Source organism: Nocardia sp. CDC519 (genome assembly GCF_059509835.1).
This window is the reverse complement of record NZ_CM183377.1, coordinates 3757320-3778259: the sequence shown is the minus strand read 5'-3', so window position 1 is coordinate 3778259 and position 20940 is coordinate 3757320. Positions and strand designations below refer to the sequence as shown.

Genomic DNA, 20940 nt, shown 5'->3' with positions numbered 1-20940 from the left:
TGCGCAAGGAAGCGCTGACCGGTGTCCCGTCCGGGCACAGGAGGGCCGCGTTTGTTCGTGTTCGGTGATCGTGTCGTCAGCACCGCCGCAGACCTCGCCCGCGCCGCGCGGTGCGAATTCGCGATGCTGCACGCCCTCGACGCCGATCTGGGCACCGCGAGTGCCGCGCCTGCCGCAACCCCATCGCCGAACTCGACCGAGGAGAACCGGCGGGCCGAACGGGCCGTACTGCTGGCGGAGCTGCGGCGACGGCACGGCGACGATCTCGTCGAGATCGGCGGCTTCGCCGAGCGGACCGAGCTGGATCGCGCGGACGGCGATGTCGCGGCCGCGTTGACCGCCGCCAACGCCGACACCCTCGCCGCACTACGGGCCAAGGCACCGGTGATCGCGGGCGCAATCTTCTTCGACGGCGAATTCGCCTGCCGCGCCGATTTTCTGGTGCGCGCCGAGCATCGCGTCCGGTATCGCGTGCACGGCGTCGGCGAGGACGACTTCGACATCACCTCGGCGCTGGAACTGGCCGGTTGCGCGGCGGCGATCGAGGCGGCCGGGATTCCCGTCGACCCGCTGATCGCGCAGTCCCACCGCGGCCGGACGCACACATTGCCCGTGGCGGAACTACTTCCGGTGTTTCGCGCGCGCCGCGCACGGGTCCGTCACATCGTGGACGAGAAGCTGGGCGAACTGCTGCCCGCCCAGTGGGGCGACCCGCGCTATCTGGCCTGCGGACGATGCGCGGTGTGCGTCGATGCGCTCACCAGCGCCCGCGATCTGCTGCTGGTGGCCGGGATGAGCGGCACCGCGCGGGCCCGGCTGCGCGAGTCCGGGATCGGCACCATCGACCGGCTGGGCACGACGGCCGAGCCGCTGCCGCCCGTGCCCGAGCTGGGTCCGCGCACCTTGCTGCGGCTGCGCAGACAAGCCGAGATCCAGCTGCGCCGTGACGATTCCGGCCGTCCCGCCCACACCACGATCGATCCCACCGCGCTCGGCGCACTGCCGGCCCGCACCCCGGGCGATCTCGCCCTCACCATCGACCCGGCACCGGCGGATCAGCTGCGCGTCGAGCTCGCCGACGCCGCCGGTGTGCACGTGTCACTACTGGTTCCGGCGGCACTCGACAATGCCGGCGCCGAGACCCGGACACGGCAGCGCGCGGCGCTCGACCAGGTGCTCGACATCATCGCCCGGCGCAGGCGGATCCACCCAGGGCTGCACGTGTTCCATTACACCGCGGCGGTCCGCTCGGCCCTGCTGTGCGCGGGTGGCCGCTTCGGCACCGGCGAGGATCTGATCGACGAATTGCTGCGCGGCGGCGTTTTCGTCGACCTGTATCCGATCGTGCGTAGCGCGCTGCTGATCGGCGTCGACTCGTACGAGCCGGCCCGGCTGCGCGCGCTGTTGCCCGCGCCCGAACCCCGCGCGGATGCCGACCGCGACTGTGTGACGGTGCTGCGGCTGCGCGACTGGCTGCTCGACCGCGCCGCTGAACTACACATCGCACCGGCCGCGCCCGCCGCCGAGCGCCGCGCCGCGAGGCTGGAACCGCTAGGTCGGCCGACTCCACTGGAAGCCGCCCTCGCCGAATTCGCCGAGCGCGTACCGCAGGACGAGCACATAGCCGCGAGCGCGGTGGCAACACCCGCTGTGCCGGCCGCACCGGGCGAGACCTTCCCCGCGGCGGCTACCACCGCACCCTCACCGACGCGTGCGACGCGGAGAACTCCGCACGAGCCCGATCCGGCCGCGCCGATCGGCGACACCGGTGCGGCAGCGGCCCGGTCCCTCGGCTCCACGCCGGTCGAGAACCCCGATTCCGCATTGGACACGGTGATCGAGCTGCGGTGCGGATCAACCGAACACGAGGCAGTTGCTCCAGGCACGGCCGAATACGAGGCAGCGGCTCCGAGCTCGGCCGGGCACGAGGCGGCGGTTCCGGGCTCGACCGAGTACGGGCCAGCAGCTCCCGGCTCGGCCGAGTGCCGGCCAGACGCCGAATCCAGTGCCCGCCAGGTTGCTTCGCTGATGTCGGCGGCACTGGGATTCCGGCGCCGGGAACGGCAGCCGCTGTGGTGGGCGCATGCCGATCGGCTCACCCATCCGGTGGACGAATGGCCGGAGGCGCCCGGTGTGCTCGTCGCCGATTGGGGCACCGTCGACACCAAATGGCACATCGGCCCGCGCGGGGATACCGTGCGCCGATTCATCACGCTGACCGGGCGAATGGGCGCGGGCAGCGGGCTGGCGCCGGGCACGTCGGTGCATACCTTCTACGACCGTCCGGTGGCCGAGGGCATGGTCGCGGCGGCCGGGCAGCGTGCGACGGCGACCGCCACGGTGCTCGGATGCTCGGTGGACGCGGAGTTCGACGACACCGTCCGGCTCGAGGAGCGCCTGCCCGCGGGCTGCGCCCCGTTCGACGATCTGCCCACCGCGATCGCACCCGGGCTGCCGGCTCCCGATGACCACGTGCACGCCGCGATCGAATACCAGGCCCAGCAGCTGCTGATGACGTTGCCGCAGATCCCGGCCGGCGCGATCTTCGACATCCTCGCCCGCCGCCCACCCCGGCTGCGCGGCGGTGGGCCGCTGCCCCAGGTGCACGGTGATCACGCCGCCGCCATCACCGAGGCGGTGCGCTCACTCGACGATTCCTATGTGGCGGTACAGGGCCCGCCCGGCACCGGGAAGACGGCGACCGCGGCGCGGGTGATCGAGCGCATGGTCACCCGCTATCGATGGCGGGTCGGCGTGGTGGCGCCGACGCCGGCGATCGTGGAGAACCTGCTGGACGCCGTGGTCGAGGTCGGCGTGTTGCCGCAGCTGGTGGCCAAGAAGGACGTTACGATCCCGGCGCCCGAATGGGCCGTCATCGAGGCGGGCCGGTATCGGCGCTTCCTGGACAACGCGATCAACGGCTGCGTGATCGGCGGCGCCCCGGCCGATTTCGCCGACCCGGAGCTGGTGCCGTATCGGGATCTGGATCTGCTGGTGATCGCCGACGCCGGGCGATTCCCCCTGGCCGACGCGGTCGCGGCCGCGGTGAGCGCGCGCAACCTGCTGGTCATCGGCGATCCGGTACCCGCACCAGCACTCACCCCGAGCGTCCCGTTCGCGCCCGTCCAGCGCCTCGACGCCGCCCATCCGGAACCGGTCGGCGCATCAGTGCTCGGCCGGCTCATCGACGGCTGTGACACGCTGCCCGCCGAGCGCGGCTATTTCCTGGACCGCACCTGGCGAATGCATCCGCGGGTGGCCGAACCCATTTCGCGGCTCTACTACAGCGGCCGATTGCGCGCCAGCGACACCGTCACCCGGGCCCGCCGCCTCGCCGATACCGAACCCGGCATCGACACCGTGCTGGTGGACCACCACGGCAATGCGAGCGAATCGGTGGCCGAGGCCCGCGAGGTGGTGCGCCGGGTGCGCGCGCTGCTCGGCCTGACGTGGACGATCGGCGCGACGACGCGGCGGCTGCATCCGCACGATATCTTCGTCGTCACCCCGTATCGCGCTCAGGTGGCGCGGATCTCGACGCTGCTGGCCCGCGCCAAGATCGACGATGTGCTGGTGGGCACGCCGGAGTTGTTCCGCGGGCGGGAGGCGGCCGTGGTCATCGTGTCCCTGGCGACGTCGAGCCCGGCCGATGCGCCACACGGGCTGTCGACGCTGATCTCGCGCACGCTCGTGCAGGGCGCGCTGTGCCGAGCGCTGTGGAAGGCGATCATCATTCGCTCTCCCCTGCTGACCGAGTACCTGCCCAGCACACCGGCGGAACTGACCGAGTTGTCGCGCTTTCTGCGTCTGGGCTGAACCCCGCGCGCGGCCGCCGAATTCGCCGCCGCACATACCGGTTGGGAGTACCCGTATAACGGGCCGACGATTGCGTTCGTCCCGCTCGGTTACGACTCAGCGAAATGGCGGCATGGGGCCCGCAATTATTCAAACCAGTCGGTTTCGTATTTCGGCGTTCTTATTTCCGACTACTACAGCCGGTAATTTTCGACCCCTATTCCGCGGTATACGCCCCGCTCAGCCGAAGCATTTTCCTTCGCCGCGATAGGTCAGCACGGCGGTGCGCTCGCCGTCGCCGTCGACCAGGTGCACACGGTCGAACCGCTCGCACAGCTCCCCGGCCTTGGCGTGGCGCATCCATACCCGATCGCCGATCCGCAGGTGGGCGGCGCCGGTCACCGGGGTCTGCACTTCTCCCGCGCCCTCGGTGCCGATCAGTCGTAAACCGGTGGGCCACATCGGCTTCGGCACCCGCGACGCACCGGCCGGGCCGGAAGCGATATAGCCGCCGCCGAAGAGGGTGGCGATCTTGTCGGCGGGTTTGCGCACCACCGGCAGCGCGAAGAACAGCGACGGCGTGACGCTGAACGCGCGGTAGTCATCGAACAGCGTGGGCGCGTAGAGGCCGGATCCCGCGGTGACCTCCGTGACGACGGCATCGGCCGTGCTGACCTCGATCGATCCAGTTCCGCCGCTGTTGACGATCTGCAACGGCCCGGCCACCGACCGCACCGCATCGACCACCGCACCGCGACGGCGGCCGATCTCGGCGGCCGAGGCCTTCTTCACCAGCCGCACCGCGATATTGCTGTCGGGCAGGCCCGCGATCTGGGCCTCGTAGGTCATCACACCGACTACGTCGAAGCCACGGCGAAGCGCCGCTTCGGCCAAGACGGCGGCCTGTTCGGGACTGCGAATCGGTGAGCGCCGCACCCCCAGATGCAGCGGCCCGATACGCAGCGAGGCATCCACATCCAGGCAGACCCGTGGCCGCACGTTCTCGCTGCCGACCGCCGCCCGGATCAGGTCGAGCTGATCGACATGGTCGATCATCAAGGTGATGGCGTCGCGCAGCACCGGGTCGGCGCCGAGTTCGGCCAGCGCGGCACGGTCGGTGACGGGGTAGCCGAGCAGCACATCACGCGCGCCGAGCCGGACCAGCCAGATGGCCTCGGCCAGCGAATACGACATGATTCCGGCGAATCCGCCGTCGGCGGTGAGCCCGGCACCGAGGACCTCTTCGAGCACGGCGCGGCAGCGCACGGATTTGCTGGCGACGCGAATGGGAACGCCACCGGCGCGGCGCACCAGGTCGGCGGCATTGGCGCGCAGGGCAGCCAGGTCGAGGGCGGCGAGGGGCGGCTCGAGATCGGCGGTGGCGGCGTGCAGCCGCGCGATCGGCGACGTTTCGGTCACCCCACCCACTCAACCATGCAACTGGTCAGGCGTCCAGTACTGTGCGGAGACCGGTTACGCGTCCGCGGCGCGGGTGGCCAGGCTCGATACCAGATCGTCGAGCACCACCAGGATCGTCTCGTCGTCGCGGTCGGCCAGCCAGCGCAGCACCGCGCCCTGCAAGACCGATACGACGTAGGCGGCGATGGCTTCCACCGGCTCGAGCCACTGCGCGCCCGCATGCCGGGCGCACAACTCCAGGAAGACGACGGCCTCGGCATCCATGTCCTGGAACAGGCCCGTCCCGGCGGCAGAATCGGCCTCGGTCTCGCCGTCCCAATGCTCACGCAAGCGCTGGACGGCCTCCTCGTAGGCCTCCAACTGCTTGGCCGGAGTGGCCTTCACCAACGGCCAGTAGGCGCTGAAACCGGCGTGCAGCAGCACTCGCAGCGCGCGCACACCGTGCATATCGAGCGAAGCAGCCGCATTCTCGACTGCCTCGCAGACGGTCGGCCGCAGTCGGGCCTCCACCAATTCTCCACGTGCGATCAACGACGACTCCCTCGGCGAACAGATCTCGCGTACCTCGTCGGCCGCGATTCACTACCTGGCGGGCACTTGTCGGGAAAGTGCAGCCCATCCAGGCAGCGTTCATCAATGGTAGAAGGTTTTCAGGGTTTAAGAACTAGTTCCATGGGTAAATTCAGACTAAAAGATTGTTTTGTTACCTAAACGGAACGCTGTCGAACTCTTCCGCACTGCGCTGGAATCGCTTCCGCGAACATCACTCTCGCCCCTCCCCGTGTACGGCACAAAGCATCGATCAGCGTACGACATGATCGACTCCGCGGCCCGGGCGCTGTGTCCGATCACACAATTGGACCTCGCAAAACGGACATCTGGCCGTGCCCGTCCGGTGAACGTTAGCCTGAGCAAGTGACTCTCTCGCCCCTGGCCGGCCACCTGCGGATCCCCGGCACCTTCAACTTCCGCGACCTCGGCGGCCTGCCCACCGCGGGCGGCGGCACCATCCGGCCCGGCGTCCTGCTGCGATCGGCACAGCTCAGCAGCCTGGACGAGACCGGCCACGCGGTGCTGCGCGAACTCGGCGTGCGCGCCGTGCACGACCTGCGCGGCCAGCCGGAGATCGCCAAACACGGCGCCGACCGATTGCCCGACGGCATCCGGCTCATGGTCACCCCGTTCGACTCCGATATGGGCGAAGCGCCGCCGCACGATCCGGCGACGGGCGCGGCCAAGGCGCACATGATCGAGGTCTACCGGATGTTCCCGGCACGTCCGGAGGCACACGCGGCCATCCTCGCCCTGGCCGAATCGGTCGTGCGCGGCGACGGCGCGGTGCTCGTGCATTGCGCGGCGGGCAAGGATCGCACCGGCTGGGCCATCGCGACGCTGCTGCGCGCGGTGGGCGTCGACGAGCCGGACGTGCTGGCCGACTACCTGCTCAGCAACTCCGCGGTCCCGGTGCTGAAGGCGATGCTGATCGAGAACCTCGGCCCGGATCACGTCTTCTCCGACGACCTGCTGGGCGTGCGGGAGGAGTACCTGCGCAGCGGGCTGGACTCGGTGCGCGAGCTGCACGGCGATATCGACCGGTACCTGGATGCCGTCGGCCTGACCGCCGAGTTGCGCGCACGCCTGCGTGAACGCCTGGTCGGCTGAGCGGTCCGGTTACGCGCTGCGCCGAACCAGACCGTCGGCGCCGATGGTGACCTGATCGCCGGTATGGAACCAGGTGCCGGTGAAACGAGCCGCGGTGGCCTTCGGGTCGTTCCAATAGCGGCGGGTGACGTTCGGGCCCCGGCACAGCAGTTCGCCGTGACCGTGCCCGGCGCGCGGACCCCACAGCGCCAATTCGGTGCCGCCGAACGGCAATCCGAGCACCGTCGGATCGGCGGGCGAATCATCGACGGCGAGCCCGATGCCGCTGGTCTCGGTGGCACCCCAGACCGCCCACTGGCGCGCGTCGGGGAACACCGCGCGCACTTCGTCCGCGTCGAGTCCGGCCGTCTGGCGCTCGGCGCGATGGCCAGCGGTGCTGATGCGCGCCACACTCTCGGTACGCAGGCCGTCGGCACGCTCGGCGGCCAGCTCCGGCAGCAGGGCGCCGAGGACGCGCGGGGTCGCGGCGATCATGTCGATGCGTTCGGCGGCAAGGGTTTCGGCGAGCCGTCCGGTATCGGGCGCGAGCACAACGGTGCCGCCGACGGCGAAGGTGGGCAGCAACTGGTCGACGCAGCCGCTGGCGTGCGCCAATGGCAGCAGCACCAAGTTGCGTAATCCGTCGGTGGGCAGATCGAGGGCGCCGACCACCGAACGGATGGCCGAGAGCAGGTTCTCGTTGGTGAGCTCGACGCCCTTGGGGAGCAGCGGGCCCGGGGCGGTGCCGCTGGTGTAACAGAGCAGGGCGAGATCGTCGAGGGCGGCGCCGTCGTCGATGAAGGCAGCACCGTCGGGCAATTTCGCCTCGGCGACGCCACCGGCCCTGGTGGAGCCGCAGCCGCGGCCACCGGAACCGAGGACGAAATCGGCGCCGCTGTCGGCGATCACGCGCTCGGCGACCGCGGCCGGTAGCCCGTCGTGCACCAGCACCGGCACGGCGCCGCTGAGCAAAGCGCCGAGGAACGCCTGCACCCAGCGCGCACCGACCGGCAGGTGCACCGCGACCCGATCGCCGTAGCCGATGCCGTGCTCCTGCAGGCCGCCCGCGATGCGCGAGGCCGAATGCCACAGCTCCCGGTAGGTGAGCCGGGGCCCGCCCACCTCGACCACGGCCTCCCGGTTGGTGAAGGCATGCACCTGGAGGTCGAGCAGTTCGGTGAGCGCGGGGGTGAGATTGCCGTAGCGCAGCACGCCGTCGGCGCCGCGGGCCAGCGGATCGCCTGCCCGCTCCCCGGCCGGGTATTCGACCAGCAGACCGTCCTGAGCATCCTCGTTCGCGCTCGGCCCGATGAGCCTCGTCGTACCGTCTCTCATCGGACCTCCGCGTGCTTCGAACCGTCGGGCACTGTGACTATATGACGCAGATCACAAATTCGCGGTCGGAGTCGGCGAATGTTTCCGTGTCGTCATCCACGGATGCCCGGGAGCAAGGCCGATCAGCGTCCGGTATAGGTCGCCTTACCCGGACCGAGCTCCAGGAAGCTGCGGACCGCGCCACGCAGATCCTCGGTGGCGAACAGCTCGCCGGACACCTCGGGCGTCACCGAATCGGCATGCGCCACACCGCCCGAACGCCAGGCCTCGACGATCTTCTTGGTCGCGGCGTGCGCGCGGGTCGGGCCCTGCGCCAGCCGGTGCACCAGGGCGGTGGCGGCGGCGTCGAGGTCCTCGTGCACCCCGTTCACCACACCCCATTCGGCCATGGTCGCCGCGTCGTAGAGGTCGCCGGTCATGACCAGCTCGCGGGCCCGGCCCGACCCCGCGCGCTCGGCCAGCCGCTGCGGGCCGCCCATCGACGGCGTCAGCCCGACCACGATCTCCACCAGCCCGAACTTCGCCTTGGGCGCGGCCAGGATCAGATCGCAGGCCAGCGCGATCTCGAAGGCCGCGGTGAGGGTGAGGCCGTGCGCCGCGAACACCACCGGGCACGGCAGGGCCTCGAGCGGATGGCAGATCCTGGCGAACAGATCGCGCCAGAGCTCGGCGCCCTGCTCGGCGGTCAGGCCGTCGAAGGTGTGCACATCGACCCCACCGGAGACGACCTTGCCTTCGGCGCGCAACAGCAGCGCGCGCGGCGGACGCGCGGTCAACTCGGCGATATCGGCGACGAGGGCATCGAACATGGCCTGGTCGAACAGATTCAGCGGCGGATTCGCCAGAGTCAATGTCGCGACCTCGGCACCGTCGCCGACGATCTCGCGTTCCAGTCTGGTGGGTTTGGTGTCACTCATTCGGTCAGAGTAAAGCCCTCGCCTCGCCCCGGATCTGGGAGACTGTCGGTGTGACCAAGGCGGAATCGGAGGCAGGCAGCTACGTCGAGCCAGGCGAGTTCAAGCGTGACACCAACTACATCACCACCAGGATCACCGCGGACGGCCGAGACGGCTATCCGGTGGCGCCGGATCGGTACCGGCTGGTCGCCGCCCGCGCCTGCCCCTGGGCCAACCGCACCCTCATCGTGCGTCGCCTGCTCGGGCTCGAACAGGTGATCTCGCTCGGACTGTGCGGACCAACCCACGACAAGCTCAGCTGGACCTTCGATCTCGACCCCGGCGAGGTCGATCCGGTGCTCGGCATCCACCACCTGCGCGATGCCTACCTGGCCCGCTTCCCGGATTACCCGCGCGGCATCACCGTGCCCGCGATGGTCGATGTGCCGACCGGCCAGGTGGTGACCAACGACTACGCCCAGATCACCCTTGATTTCTCCACCGAATGGACCGAGTTCCATCGGCCGGGCGCGCCGCAGCTGTATCCGCCGCCGCTGCGCGCGGAGATCGACGAGGTGAACCGCCGGGTCTTCACCGAGGTCAACAATGGGGTCTACCGCTGCGGCTTCGCCGGCGCCCAGGACGCCTACGACGACGCCTACGACCGGCTCTTCACCGCCCTGGATTGGCTCAGCGACCGGCTGGCCGGGCAGCGCTATCTAGTCGGCGACACCATCACCGAGGCCGACGTGCGGCTGTTCACCACACTGGCCCGGTTCGACGCCGTCTACCACGGGCATTTCAAATGCAACCGCAACAAGCTCGCCGAAATGCCGGTGCTGTGGGCCTACGCGCGCGACCTCTACCAGACGCCCGGATTCGGTGACACCGTCGATTTCGGACAGATCAAGACCCACTACTACGTGGTGCACACCGATATCAACCCCACTCGCATCGTGCCCAAGGGCCCCGATCTGTCGAATTGGCTGACCCCGCACGGGCGCGAGGCGCTGGGTGGCAGGCCCTTCGGCGATGGCACCCCGCCGCCTCCGCCGCCGCTGAGCGAGCGAGTGCCCGCGCTGCGCGAGCCGCGGTAGGCAGCCGTTCTCCCGGCCGCCGGGCCGTGACCCGAACCACCGTGCCGATCGGCGCGCGGTGGGGTCGGAACCTATTGCAGCGGGTAATCCGTTGTCAGAACGAGCTGATGGCGCAGGTGCCCTACAGTTGCGCAGCAGAGGCCGAAGAGGAGGATGAGGCCGTGTTCACCAAGGCGTTCGAGAAAGCGGTGGTCGAGCTACTCGATACCGGATCCCGCCTGCAAGCCCCCGCGGTCGCCAAGTACGTGGCGCGGCTGCGGCGCGCGCATCCGGACGAGAGCCCGGCGCAGATCATCGAGCGGCTGGAAAAGCAGTACCTGCTCGCGGTCACCGGCAGCGGTAGCGCGGTCGGCGCCACGGCCGCGGTGCCTGGCGTGGGCACGGTCGCGGCGCTGGCCGCGGTCAGCGCCGAAACCACCTTCTTCATGGAGGCCTCCGCGGTGTTCACGCTCGCGGTCGCCTCGGTACACGGTGTGCGGCCACAGGACAAGGAGCAGCGGCGAGCGCTGGTGCTCGCGGTCGTGCTCGGCGATACCGGCATGGAGATCGTGCAGAAGAGCATCGGCCATTCCGCCAAGAACTGGGGCACGGCGTTCGCGACCCGCATTCCCGGCGTGGCAGGTATGAACGAGTCGCTGCTCAAACGGTTCATCGTCCGATTCATCACCAAACGCGCCGGCCTGATGGCGGGCAAGGTGCTGCCCGCGGGCATCGGCGCGGTGATCGGCGGGGCCGGCAACCGCGCCCTCGGCAAGGCCACGATCAACAACGCGCGCAAGGCCTTCGGTCCCGCGCCTGCCCACTTCCCGGCCGATCAGCCGCAGATCATCGACGCCGATCCGCTGCCGGCGCTGGAAGCGTCTGCGGTGCCCTCCGCCTATCCGCCGCCCCCGGCCGTCTCGCGGTGAGCGCCGCACGACCGCAGGCCTTCGCCGTCCGCGGACTGACCAAGCGCTACGACCTGACCGAGGCCGTGCGCGACGTGAGTTTCACGGTCGCACCCGGCACCGTCGCGGCGCTGGTCGGCGCGGAGGACGCGGGCAAGACGACGGTGGCCGGTGTGCTGCTCGGGCTGCTCGAACCCACCGCCGGCGCGGTGCAGGCGGGCGGTTTCGATGTCGCTAACCGGCCCGACTACGCACCCGTGGTCGGCGGCGTGCTCGACCCGCGCGGGCTGCACCCCGGCCGCACCATCCGCGACCACCTGCGGATCTACGCCGCCGCGGCAGGACTGCCGGACCGGCGGGTGCGCGAGGTCCTGGAGCTGACCGGACTGACCGACTTCGCCGGCACCAAACCCGACGGGCTCAGCCCGGGACGTCAGCTGCGCGCCGCGATAGCGACCGCCCTGCTGCCCAACCCGCAATTGCTGGTGCTCGACGACCCCACCCTCGAACTCGACAGCGTCGAACACGCCTGGCTCACCGATTTCCTGCGCGGACACGCGGGCCGCGGCGGGAGCGCGCTGATCACCGGGCGCAGCCTGGCCGCGGTGTTGCCGTTCACCGACACCATCATCGTGCTCAGCGCGGGCTCGGTGGTGTACCAGGGCAGCCCGTCGCGGCTGCGGCGCAATAATCCCGACCGGCTCGTTGTGGCGACATCCTCGGCGATCGCGCTGGCCACGGCGCTGGCAGTGGCCGGATACACCGATGCCGTCATCCGCCAGGACGGCAGGCTCGCCGTCGCCGAGGCGAGCCAGGAGCAGATCCTGGCGGTCGCCGGTACGGCAGGCGTCCGCATCGACAGCATCGTCGCCGACCCCATCCACCCGGACCGCGTGCTGGCCTCGCTCACCGCCGCGGCCCGTCACCGGCCGGTGGTCACCGGCACCGCCGCCCCGCCACACCCCGCTCGACCTCCGCAACCGTCTCCGATGCCGTACGGGATTCCACGATGATCGACGTCCTGCCCGCGGACCTGCTGCCGGCGATCAACTCCGAACTCCGCAAGACCGCGACGCTGCGCTGGCCGCGATTGCTCGCGGCGCTGGTGGTCGCCTGTGCCGTGGTGACCAGTTCGGTCACCGCGATCCTGTCCGGACCCGCCGATCCCGAGGGCGAGCCGGCCACCGGCGCCGCCACCATCGGCCTGTATCTGGCATTGATCGCGGTCGTGCTGGCGGCCAGCGGGTACGGCGCGGCCGCTGCCGGTGCCGAATTCCGGCACGACACGATGGCCATCACGGCCATGTTCACTCCGGACCGCGATCGGCTGGTCGGCGCAAAGATGCTGGTCACGGCGGCTGTTGCGCTGGGTGCGGCGGTGGCGGTCGAGCTCGTCGCGCTCGGCTGCCTTTTCGCCTTCGGCAACGGGAAGTTCGAGATCACCGCGCAGCTGTTCGCCGCGCTCGGCGGCGGGCTGGTCGCGGCGGTGTGCTGGGCGGTCATCGGCTCCGGCGTGGGGCTGTGGCTGCGCTCGCCCGGGACCGGCGTCGCGCTGGTGCTCGGCTGGCTGCTGGTGATCGAGCCGCTGATCTGGCTGGTGACCACCGGCCTCGGCATCGCCGGAGTGGCGACCCTGCTGCCCGGGTCGTCGACGGTGAGCGCCCTGATGCCCGGCTCCTTCGCCGACGCCGACCTGCTGGCGCCGACACCGGCGGCGATCGTGGTGCTGATGCTGTGGACCATCGGCATCGGGGGCCTGGGCTGGTGGTCGGTGCGCGCCCGCGACCTGTGAGCTGATACCGGGTCGACTCACTCATGTCGATCGTCCGGCGGGAACAACCGTCTGTCGGTGGGTGTCGTTATGGTCGATGCCACCGGAACATCTGATCTCGGATGGGCCGGGTAACTCGTCGGGTACGTCCACAACAGGCCCAGAGACGCACAAACCGCCGGCCGCCGACGCTACCGGTTCGGTACCCGAGTCCGGCCAAGAAACTCGGGGAGGCGGAGGAGCGCGGGTGAGTACAGAAGTCGTCGGGGGGTCGGAAAGCGTGGGGCGGGCGCCCGGTTGGATTCGGCGGCTGTGGCTGGAGAGCACGCGCCATCGGCGCACCGTGCTCGGGATCGCTGCCGCGGTGCTGGCGGGAGCGGCTGCCGAGATCGTCGCGCCGCTGCTGACCAAACGGGCCGTCGATGCGGCGGGCATCGGCGATACCGGAGTGATCGGGACCGTCGCCGGGCTGCTCGTGCTGCTCGCCCTCGGCCGGTTCCTCGCTTCCTTCGGGCGGCGGCTACTGGCCGGACGACTGTCGCTGGATGTCCAGCACGCGCTGCGGGTGAAGCTGCTCGGCTCACTGCAACGGCTCGATGGCGCCGGGCAGGACGCCATCCGCACCGGGCAGGTGGTGTCGCGTTCGATCACCGACCTGCAACTGGTGCAGGGGCTGCTGGCGATGGCCCCGCTGTCGGGAATGTCGCTGCTGCAATTCGTGCTCGCCGCGGCGGTGATGATGTGGCTGTCGCCGCTGCTGGCCACGGTCGCGCTGTTGGTGGTACCCGCCGTCGCGGTGGTGGTGTACCGCATCCGGCCCAAGCTGTACGCGGCCACCTGGTCGGCGCAGCAACGCGCGGCCGACCTCGCCCAGCACGTCGAGGAAACGGTCACCGGCGTCCGGGTGGTCAAGGGGTTCGGCCAGGAAGCGCGGATGGTCGACCTGCTCGAACGGCACGGCCGCACGCTGTTCGCCGAGCGCATGCGGGCCGCGACCATCAACTCCCGCTTCGCGCCGACGCTGGCCGCCATCCCCCAGGTGGGCCTGGTCGGTGTGGTCGCCCTCGGCGGGGTGCTGGCCATGGGCGGCAGCATCGGCCTCGGCACGTTTCTCGCCTTCACCGCCTACGTCGCCACCATGACCACCACCGCGCGCACCATGGCCTCGGTGGTGATCATGGCCCAGCTCACCCGGGCTGCCGCCGAACGGGTGTTCCAGGTGATCGACGCCGCGCCCACCGTCGCCGATCCGGAGCATCCACTGGACCTGCCCGATGGACCGCTCGGTGTCGACATCGACGCGCTGACCTTTGGTTTCGATCCGAATCGGCCGGTGCTGCGCGATCTCGACCTCACCGTGCGGCCGGGGGAAACGGTGGCGATCATCGGGCCAGCGGGGTCGGGCAAGACCACCCTGTCCCTGCTGCTTCCCCGGTTCTACGCACCCGACTCCGGCGCGATCCGGCTGTTCACCGCCGCACCGGACGCGGCGGCGAAGCCCGAAGTCCTGATCGACGCTGCGATCCCGGGGCCGTCGGCGAAGGGCAGTCACGCAGCTCCCACGCCGCCCGCCACCGGCGATCCCGGGCGAGCGGAAACCGGCCGTGACGAGCCCGCTGGCGGCTCACCGTCCCGCGGCGATGGACGAGCGGCCGACCGCGTCGACATCGCCCAGCTCAAGGCGAGTGACCTGCGCGCCGCCATCGGTGTGGTCTTCGACGACCCGTTCCTGTTCTCCGACACGATCGCCGCGAATATCGCCCTCGGCAGTCCAGAGGCGACCGACGCCGAGATCCGGCAGGCGGCGAAAATGGCCGCGGCCGACGAATTCATCAGCGACCTGCCCGACGGCTACGACACCGTGGTGGGTGAACGCGGACTCACCCTGTCCGGTGGGCAGCGCCAGCGCATCGCCCTGGCGCGGGCGCTGCTGGCCCGGCCGCGCATCCTGGTCCTCGACGACGCCACCTCCGCCGTCGACGCCGTCACCGAGGCCGCCATCTTCGAGGCGCTGCCCGACCGCGGCGAGCGCACCACGATCATCCTGGCCCACCGCGAATCGACGCTCGCGCACGCCGACCGAGTGGTCCGCCTGCCCGCACCCGCCCATGCCCAGCCGCTCACGGCTCCCGTGCTCCCCGAGCCGGCCCGCCGGACACCGCGCGGGGCCGGCCGCTCCGCCGCCGCGGATCTGAGCGAGACGCCGGAACTGCGCCGCACCATCGAGCGGCTGCCCCCGGCCACCGAAGAGCCCCGGCTGGATGCCGCGCGACTACGGCAACCCGATCCCGGCTTCCGGCTGATCCGCTTGCTGTGGCCGGTGCGCGCGCTGGTGCTGACGGTCATGATCTTGCTGGCGGTGGAGGCGTTGATCGGGATCGGGTTCCCGCCGATCGTGCGCTACGCCATCGATGCCGGCGTCGGCGGAGACGATCTGAGCGCACTGGTGCGGGCGGCCGTCCTCGGCGCGGTGCTGGTGCTCGCGGGCTGGATCGTGGCCGCGGCCACCACCACGCTGACCGCCCGCACCGGCGAGCGGGTGCTCTACGGGTTACGCGTGCGCAGCTATGCCCACCTGCAACGGCTGGGCCTCGACTTCTACGAGCGGGAACAGTCCGGCCGGCTGATGACGCGCATGGTCACCGACATAGACGCGCTATCTGCCTTCTTGCAGACCGGCGTCTCCACCGCACTGGTCAGCGCGCTGTCGCTGGTCGCGATCGCGGTGGCACTGCTGGTCATCGACACCTCGCTGGCACTGGTGGTGCTGCTCGGCGTGCTGCCGCCGCTGGTGATCGCGACCGTGATCTTCCGGCGGGTGTCCTCGGCGGCCTACACGATCTCGCGGGAACACGTCTCCACCGTCAACGCGGACTTCCAGGAGAACATCAGCGGCCTGCGCGCGGTGCAGGCCTACCGGCACGAACCGCTCGCGGCCCGCCGTTTCGCCGAATACTCCGAGCGCTACCGGCACAGCCGGATGCGGGCGCAGCGGGCCATCGCGCTGTACTTCGCGTTCATCTCGGCCTGGTCGGACCTGGCGCTGGCCATGGTGGTGTTCGTCGGCGCCCGCGAAATCGCCGGCGGCACCACCAGCGCGGGCACCCTCGTCGCCTTCGTGCTCTACCTGGAACTGCTGTTCGGGCCGGTGCAGCACCTGTCCCAGGTCTTCGACGGATATCAGCAGGCCAAGGTGGGTCTGCGCCGGATCGGGGCGCTGCTGCGCACGGAATCCTCGATCGCGCCCGACGCCCCCGACGCCGTCGCCATCACCGACCGGCTCGACGGCGCCGCCCGCCTGGATCAGGTGCGCTTCGGCTATCCGGGCACCGAGAGCCTCGCCCTCGACGACGTCTGCCTCGACATCCCGGCCGGCACCACGCTGGCGTTGGTCGGCGCGACCGGCGCGGGTAAATCGACCATCGTCAAGCTGCTGGCCCGCCTCTACGACCTACCGGCCGACGGCGCTGGGTCGGTCCGCGTCGACGACGTCGACCTGCGCGACTACCGGCTCGCCGACTACCGGGCCCGCCTCGGCATCGTCCCGCAAGAACCTCACCTGTTCACCGGCGACGTCGCCAGCAACATTGCATTCGGGAAACCATCGGCGACCGGACAAGAGATCGCGGCGGCCGCCGCGGCGGTGGGCGCGACCGCGATGATCGAGGCTCTCCCGCTCGGCATGGCCCAACCGGTGGGTGAGCGCGGCCGCGGCCTGTCGGCCGGACAGCGCCAGCTGATCGCGCTGGCCAGGGCCGAACTGGTCGACCCCGATCTGCTGCTGCTGGACGAGGCGACGGCCACCCTCGATCCAGATACCGAGCGATCGGTGCTGGTCGCGACGAAATCGCTGGCAAGGAACCGGACCACGGTGGTGGTGGCGCACCGGCTGGCGACGGCCGCGCGCGCCGACCGGATCGCGGTCGTCGACCACGGCCGGATCGTGGAAATCGGCGCACACGACGAACTGCTGGCCGCCCGCGGCGCCTATGCCCGACTCTGGGCAGCGGCCGGAGAACGGGAGGGAATATTCTCAGCGGAAGACAGGTCGTCACCATGGAGGAGCGGCCTGTCCGCCGGTCGGTAGCACCGCCGATTCGGGGCTGGGCCTATCCTCGACAGAGGGCGCATCGGCGCGTATCCGCCGATCCCCGTGCCGGGCACGTCACAAACGTCGCAGCGCGAAGAACGAAATGAGGCGAACACCTGCTGTGAGCAGCTCAACTTCCCAGTTCGGACAGAACCAGTGGCTAGTCGACGAGATGTATCAGAAGTTCAAGAACGATCCGTCATCGGTCGACGAAAGTTGGCACGAGTTCCTCGCCGATTACACCCCCGACGCGTCCGGTGAGTCTCAGGCCGGTCAGCCGACGCCAGCGCAGGCCCCCGCCCCGGCACCCGCGCAGGCAGCGACGACCGCGCCGGTGAACTCGGCTCCGGCGCCCGCGCCCACGGCCGCCGCGCCCAAGGCTGCCGCCGCACCGAAGGCCCCCGCCCCGGCTCCGAAGCCTGCGGCGGCCACGGCTCCGGCCGCCGCGGCCCCCGCGCCCGCTCCGCAGCAGGCGCGCGCCCCCAAGACCACCCCGGCGCCGACGTCCAACGCCGCGCCGACCGGCGGGCCCAAGGCTGCCGCCCCGGCAGCCGACCAGACGAAGGTGCTGCGTGGTGCGGCAGCCGCGGTCGCCAAGAACATGTCCGCCTCGCTCAGCATCCCCACCGCGACCAGCGTCCGGGCCATCCCGGCCAAGCTGATGATCGACAACCGGCTGGTCATCAACAACCACCTGGCCCGCACCCGCGGTGGCAAGATCTCCTTCACCCACCTGCTCGGCTACGCCATCGTGCAGGCGGTCAAGGCCTTCCCGAACATGAATCGGCACTTCGCCGAGATCGACGGGAAGCCCAACTCGGTCACTCCGGCGCACACCAACCTCGGCCTCGCCATCGACCTGCCCGGCAAGGACGGCAACCGTTCGCTGGTCGTTGCCGCGATCAAGGGCTGCGAGGAGATGACCTTCGGGCAGTTCCACACCGCCTACGAAGACATCGTGCGCCGCGCCCGCGAGGGCAAGCTGACCGCCGAGGACTTCAGCGGCGTCACCATCTCGCTCACCAACCCCGGCACCATCGGCACCGTGCACTCGGTGCCGCGGCTGATGTCGGGCCAGGGCGCGATCATCGGTGCGGGTGCCATGGAGTACCCGGCCGAATTCCAGGGCATGAGCGATGAGCGCATCGCCGAGATCGGTGTCGGCAAGCTGATGACGCTGACCTCGACCTACGACCACCGCATCATCCAGGGCGCGGAGTCCGGCGACTTCCTGCGCACCATCCACCAGCTGCTGATCTCCGACGAGTTCTACGACGAGATCTTCCACGGCCTCGGCGTGCCGTACGAGCCGGTGCGCTGGCGCAAGGACGTCAAGGAACGCGGGGTCGACAAGAGCACCCGCGTGCTCGAGATGATCGCCGCCTACCGCAACCGCGGCCACCTGATGGCCGACACCGACCCGCTGCGCCTGGTCAAGGACAAGTTCCGTAGCCACCCCGACCTCGACGTCACCCAGCACGGGCTGACCCTGTGGGACCTCGACCGCGAGTTCAACGTCGGCGGCTTCCACGGCCAGGAGCGGATGAAGCTGCGCGATGTGCTGTCGGTGCTGCGCGACTCCTACTGCCGCCACGTCGGTGTCGAGTACACCCACATCCTGGAAACCGACCAGCTCGAGTGGATCCAGGAACGGGTCGAGCAGAAGCACGTCAAGCCGACCGTCGCCCAGCAGAAGTACATCCTGAACCGGCTGAACGCGGCCGAGGCGTTCGAGACGTTCCTGCAGACCAAGTACGTCGGACAGAAGCGCTTCTCGCTGGAGGGCGCGGAGTCGGTCATCCCGATGATGGACGCGGTGATCGACCAGTGCGCCGAGCACAGCCTCGACGAGGTCGTCATCGGTATGCCGCACCGCGGCCGGCTCAACGTGCTGGCCAATATCGTCGGCAAGCCGTACTCGAAGATCTTCACCGAGTTCGAGGGCAACATGAACCCGGCGGCCACCCACGGCTCCGGCGACGTGAAGTACCACCTCGGTGCGCGCGGCACCTACCTGCAGATGTTCGGCGACAACGAGATCGAGGTCTCGCTCACCGCCAACCCCTCGCACCTCGAGGCGGTCGACCCGGTGCTCGAGGGCCTGGTCCGTGCCAAGCAGGACCTGCTGGACAAGGGCGACGGCCCCGAAGGCTTCTCGGTCATGCCGCTGATGCTGCACGGTGACGCCGCGTTCGCCGGCCAGGGCGTGGTCGCCGAGACGCTGAACCTGTCGGGTCTGCGTGGTTACCGCGTCGGCGGCACCATCCACATCGTGGTGAACAACCAGATCGGCTTCACCACCGCGCCGGAGAACAGCCGCTCCACCGAGTACTCCACCGACATCGCGAAGTTCATCGGCGCGCCGATCTTCCACGTCAACGGCGACGACCCGGAGGCCTGCGACTGGGTCGCGCGCCTGGCGGTCGACTTCCGGCAGAAGTTCCGCAAGGACGTGGTCATCGACCTGATCTGCTACCGCCGTCGCGGCCACAACGAGGGCGACGACCCGTCGATGACCCAGCCGTACATGTACGACGTCATCGACACCAAGCGCTCGGTGCGCAAGAGCTACACCGAGAGCCTGATCGGCCGTGGCGACATCTCCATGAAAGAGGCCGAGGACGCGCTGCGCGATTACCAGGGCCAGCTGGAGCGCGTGTTCAACGAGGTCCGCGAGCTGGAGAAATACTCGCCGGAACCCAGCGAATCGGTCGAGGACGATCAGAAGGTGCCCGCGACGGTGCAGACCGCCGTGGACAAGTCGGTGCTGCAGCGCATCGGCGACGCGTTCCTCAATGTGCCGGAAGGCTTCAACGTGCACCCGCGCGTCAAGCCGGTGCTGGAGAAGCGGCGCGAGATGGCCTACGAGGGCAAGGTCGACTGGGCCTTCGCCGAGCTGCTGGCCTTCGGCACGCTGATCGACGAGGGACGCGCGGTGCGGTTGACCGGTCAGGACTCCCGCCGTGGCACGTTCACCCAGCGTCACGCGGTGATCATCGACCGCAAGACCGCCGACGAGTACACCCCGCTGCACAACATCGGCTCCACCAACCCGGGCTGGTTCGCCGTGCACGACTCGGCGCTGAGCGAATTCGCGGCCGTCGGCTTCGAATACGGCTACTCGCTGGGCAACCCGGACGCGCTGGTGCTGTGGGAGGCGCAGTTCGGTGACTTCGTCAACGGCGCGCAGTCCATCATCGACGAGTTCATCTCCTCCGGTGAGGCGAAGTGGGGCCAGCTGTCGGAGGTCGTGCTGCTGCTGCCGCACGGTCACGAGGGTCAGGGCCCGGACCACACCTCCGGCCGCATCGAGCGCTTCCTGCAGTTGTGCGCGGAGGGTTCGATGACGGTGGCGGTGCCGTCCACCCCGGCGAACTACTTCCACCTGCTGCGCCGCCACGCCCTCGACGGCATCCGCCGTCCGCTGATCGTCTTCACCCCGAAGTCGATGCTGCGCAACAAGGCCGTGGTCAGCGATCTGAAGGACTTCACCGAGAGCAAGTTCCACTCGGTGTTCGACGAGCCGACCTACGAGCAGGGCATCGGCGATCGCGGCAAGGTCAAGCGAGTGCTGCTGACCAGCGGCAAGCTCTACTACGAGCTGGCCGCCGCCAAGGCCAAGCAGAAGCGCGAAGATGTCGCCATCGTGCGCATCGAGCAGCTCTACCCGATGCCGAAGTTCCGCCTGAACGAGGCGCTGGCCGGTTACCCGAACGCCACCGACATCGCGTGGGTGCAGGAGGAGCCGGCCAACCAGGGTGCCTGGCCGTTCTTCGGCCTGAACCTGCCCGAGCTGCTGCCGGAGCGTTTCGGCAAGCTGCGCCGGATCTCGCGGCGCGCCATGTCGGCGCCGTCCTCGGGTTCGAGCAAGGTGCACGCCGTCGAGCAGGCCGAGATCATCGCCGAGGCCTTCGAGCCGATCGCCTGATCACTGGTTCGTCACCGACGCCGGGCCCGAATCCACTCTCCCGCAGAGTGTTTCGGGCCCGGCGTCCGGCGTTGTGGGCGA

At 69.9% G+C, this 20940-nt stretch carries 12 protein-coding genes; 8 read left to right on the top strand and 4 right to left on the bottom strand.

The genetic code is table 11. The features are described from left to right. The first annotated feature begins 57 nt into the window (after positions 1-57). Complete coding sequence (locus AC5W7N_RS16860; protein WP_495921871.1) at positions 58-3816, top strand: AAA domain-containing protein; 3759 nt, start codon at positions 58-60, stop codon at positions 3814-3816. 219 nt (positions 3817-4035) lie between these two features. Here the strand turns inward: AC5W7N_RS16860 and AC5W7N_RS16855 are convergent, their stop codons facing one another. Both AC5W7N_RS16855 and AC5W7N_RS16850 read right to left on the bottom strand, forming a co-directional pair. Then, a complete protein-coding gene (locus AC5W7N_RS16855) occupies positions 4036-5223 on the bottom strand; it encodes an alanine racemase (RefSeq protein WP_195019932.1) in 1188 nt (395 codons plus the stop codon). Between the two features lie 45 nt (positions 5224-5268). Further along, positions 5269-5745: a TetR family transcriptional regulator gene (locus AC5W7N_RS16850; RefSeq protein WP_228806688.1), complete on the bottom strand. Its 477-nt coding sequence runs from the start codon at positions 5743-5745 to the stop codon at positions 5269-5271. Positions 5746-6129: 384 nt separating this feature from the next. Here AC5W7N_RS16850 and AC5W7N_RS16845 point away from each other — a divergent pair, with 384 nt between their 5' ends. After that, positions 6130-6876 (top strand): tyrosine-protein phosphatase, encoded by a 747-nt coding sequence (locus tag AC5W7N_RS16845; RefSeq protein ID WP_194991386.1) that lies wholly within the window; start codon positions 6130-6132, stop codon positions 6874-6876. A 9-nt stretch (positions 6877-6885) separates the two neighbouring features. On the opposite strand, the gene AC5W7N_RS16840 is transcribed toward AC5W7N_RS16845, so the two are convergent. Both AC5W7N_RS16840 and AC5W7N_RS16835 read right to left on the bottom strand, forming a co-directional pair. Next, the gene (locus AC5W7N_RS16840; RefSeq protein WP_495921870.1) at positions 6886-8190 is read right to left on the bottom strand and encodes a class I adenylate-forming enzyme family protein; all 1305 of its coding nucleotides are present in this window, start codon (positions 8188-8190) and stop codon (positions 6886-6888) included. 122 nt (positions 8191-8312) lie between these two features. Next, positions 8313-9107 (bottom strand): enoyl-CoA hydratase/isomerase family protein, encoded by a 795-nt coding sequence (locus AC5W7N_RS16835; protein WP_195019933.1) that lies wholly within the window; start codon positions 9105-9107, stop codon positions 8313-8315. A 50-nt stretch (positions 9108-9157) separates the two neighbouring features. Between AC5W7N_RS16835 and AC5W7N_RS16830 the strand changes: the two genes are divergently transcribed. From AC5W7N_RS16830 to AC5W7N_RS16805, 6 genes are all read left to right on the top strand, one after another. Beyond that, the gene (locus AC5W7N_RS16830) at positions 9158-10183 is read left to right on the top strand and encodes a glutathione S-transferase family protein (RefSeq protein WP_163809303.1); all 1026 of its coding nucleotides are present in this window, start codon (positions 9158-9160) and stop codon (positions 10181-10183) included. A 161-nt stretch (positions 10184-10344) separates the two neighbouring features. Continuing rightward, positions 10345-11091: a hypothetical protein gene (locus tag AC5W7N_RS16825; RefSeq protein ID WP_163809301.1), complete on the top strand. Its 747-nt coding sequence runs from the start codon at positions 10345-10347 to the stop codon at positions 11089-11091. Further along, the gene (locus tag AC5W7N_RS16820) at positions 11088-12083 is read left to right on the top strand and encodes an ATP-binding cassette domain-containing protein (protein ID WP_195019934.1); all 996 of its coding nucleotides are present in this window, start codon (positions 11088-11090) and stop codon (positions 12081-12083) included. The genes AC5W7N_RS16825 and AC5W7N_RS16820 overlap by 4 nt, the downstream gene beginning before the upstream one ends. Continuing rightward, complete coding sequence (locus tag AC5W7N_RS16815; RefSeq protein WP_495921869.1) at positions 12080-12862, top strand: ABC transporter permease; 783 nt, start codon at positions 12080-12082, stop codon at positions 12860-12862. Before AC5W7N_RS16820 ends, AC5W7N_RS16815 begins: the two co-directional genes overlap by 4 nt. A gap of 226 nt (positions 12863-13088) precedes the next feature. Continuing rightward, the gene (locus AC5W7N_RS16810; RefSeq protein ID WP_324197345.1) at positions 13089-16928 is read left to right on the top strand and encodes an ABC transporter ATP-binding protein; all 3840 of its coding nucleotides are present in this window, start codon (positions 13089-13091) and stop codon (positions 16926-16928) included. Positions 16929-17034: 106 nt separating this feature from the next. Further along, the gene (locus AC5W7N_RS16805) at positions 17035-20859 is read left to right on the top strand and encodes a multifunctional oxoglutarate decarboxylase/oxoglutarate dehydrogenase thiamine pyrophosphate-binding subunit/dihydrolipoyllysine-residue succinyltransferase subunit (protein WP_175585757.1); all 3825 of its coding nucleotides are present in this window, start codon (positions 17035-17037) and stop codon (positions 20857-20859) included. Positions 20860-20940: the final 81 nt, after the last annotated feature.

Bases quoted from the DNA above. Each gene is read 5' to 3' on its own strand.
- AC5W7N_RS16815 (WP_495921869.1), top strand. From the start codon at position 12,080: ATGATCGACGTCCTGCCCGCGGACCTGCTGCCGGCGATCAACTCCGAA.
- AC5W7N_RS16805 (WP_175585757.1), top strand. From the start codon at position 17,035: ATGAGGCGAACACCTGCTGTGAGCAGCTCAACTTCCCAGTTCGGACAG.
- AC5W7N_RS16840 (WP_495921870.1), bottom strand. From the start codon at position 8,190: ATGAGAGACGGTACGACGAGGCTCATCGGGCCGAGCGCGAACGAGGAT.
- AC5W7N_RS16835 (WP_195019933.1), bottom strand. From the start codon at position 9,107: ATGAGTGACACCAAACCCACCAGACTGGAACGCGAGATCGTCGGCGAC.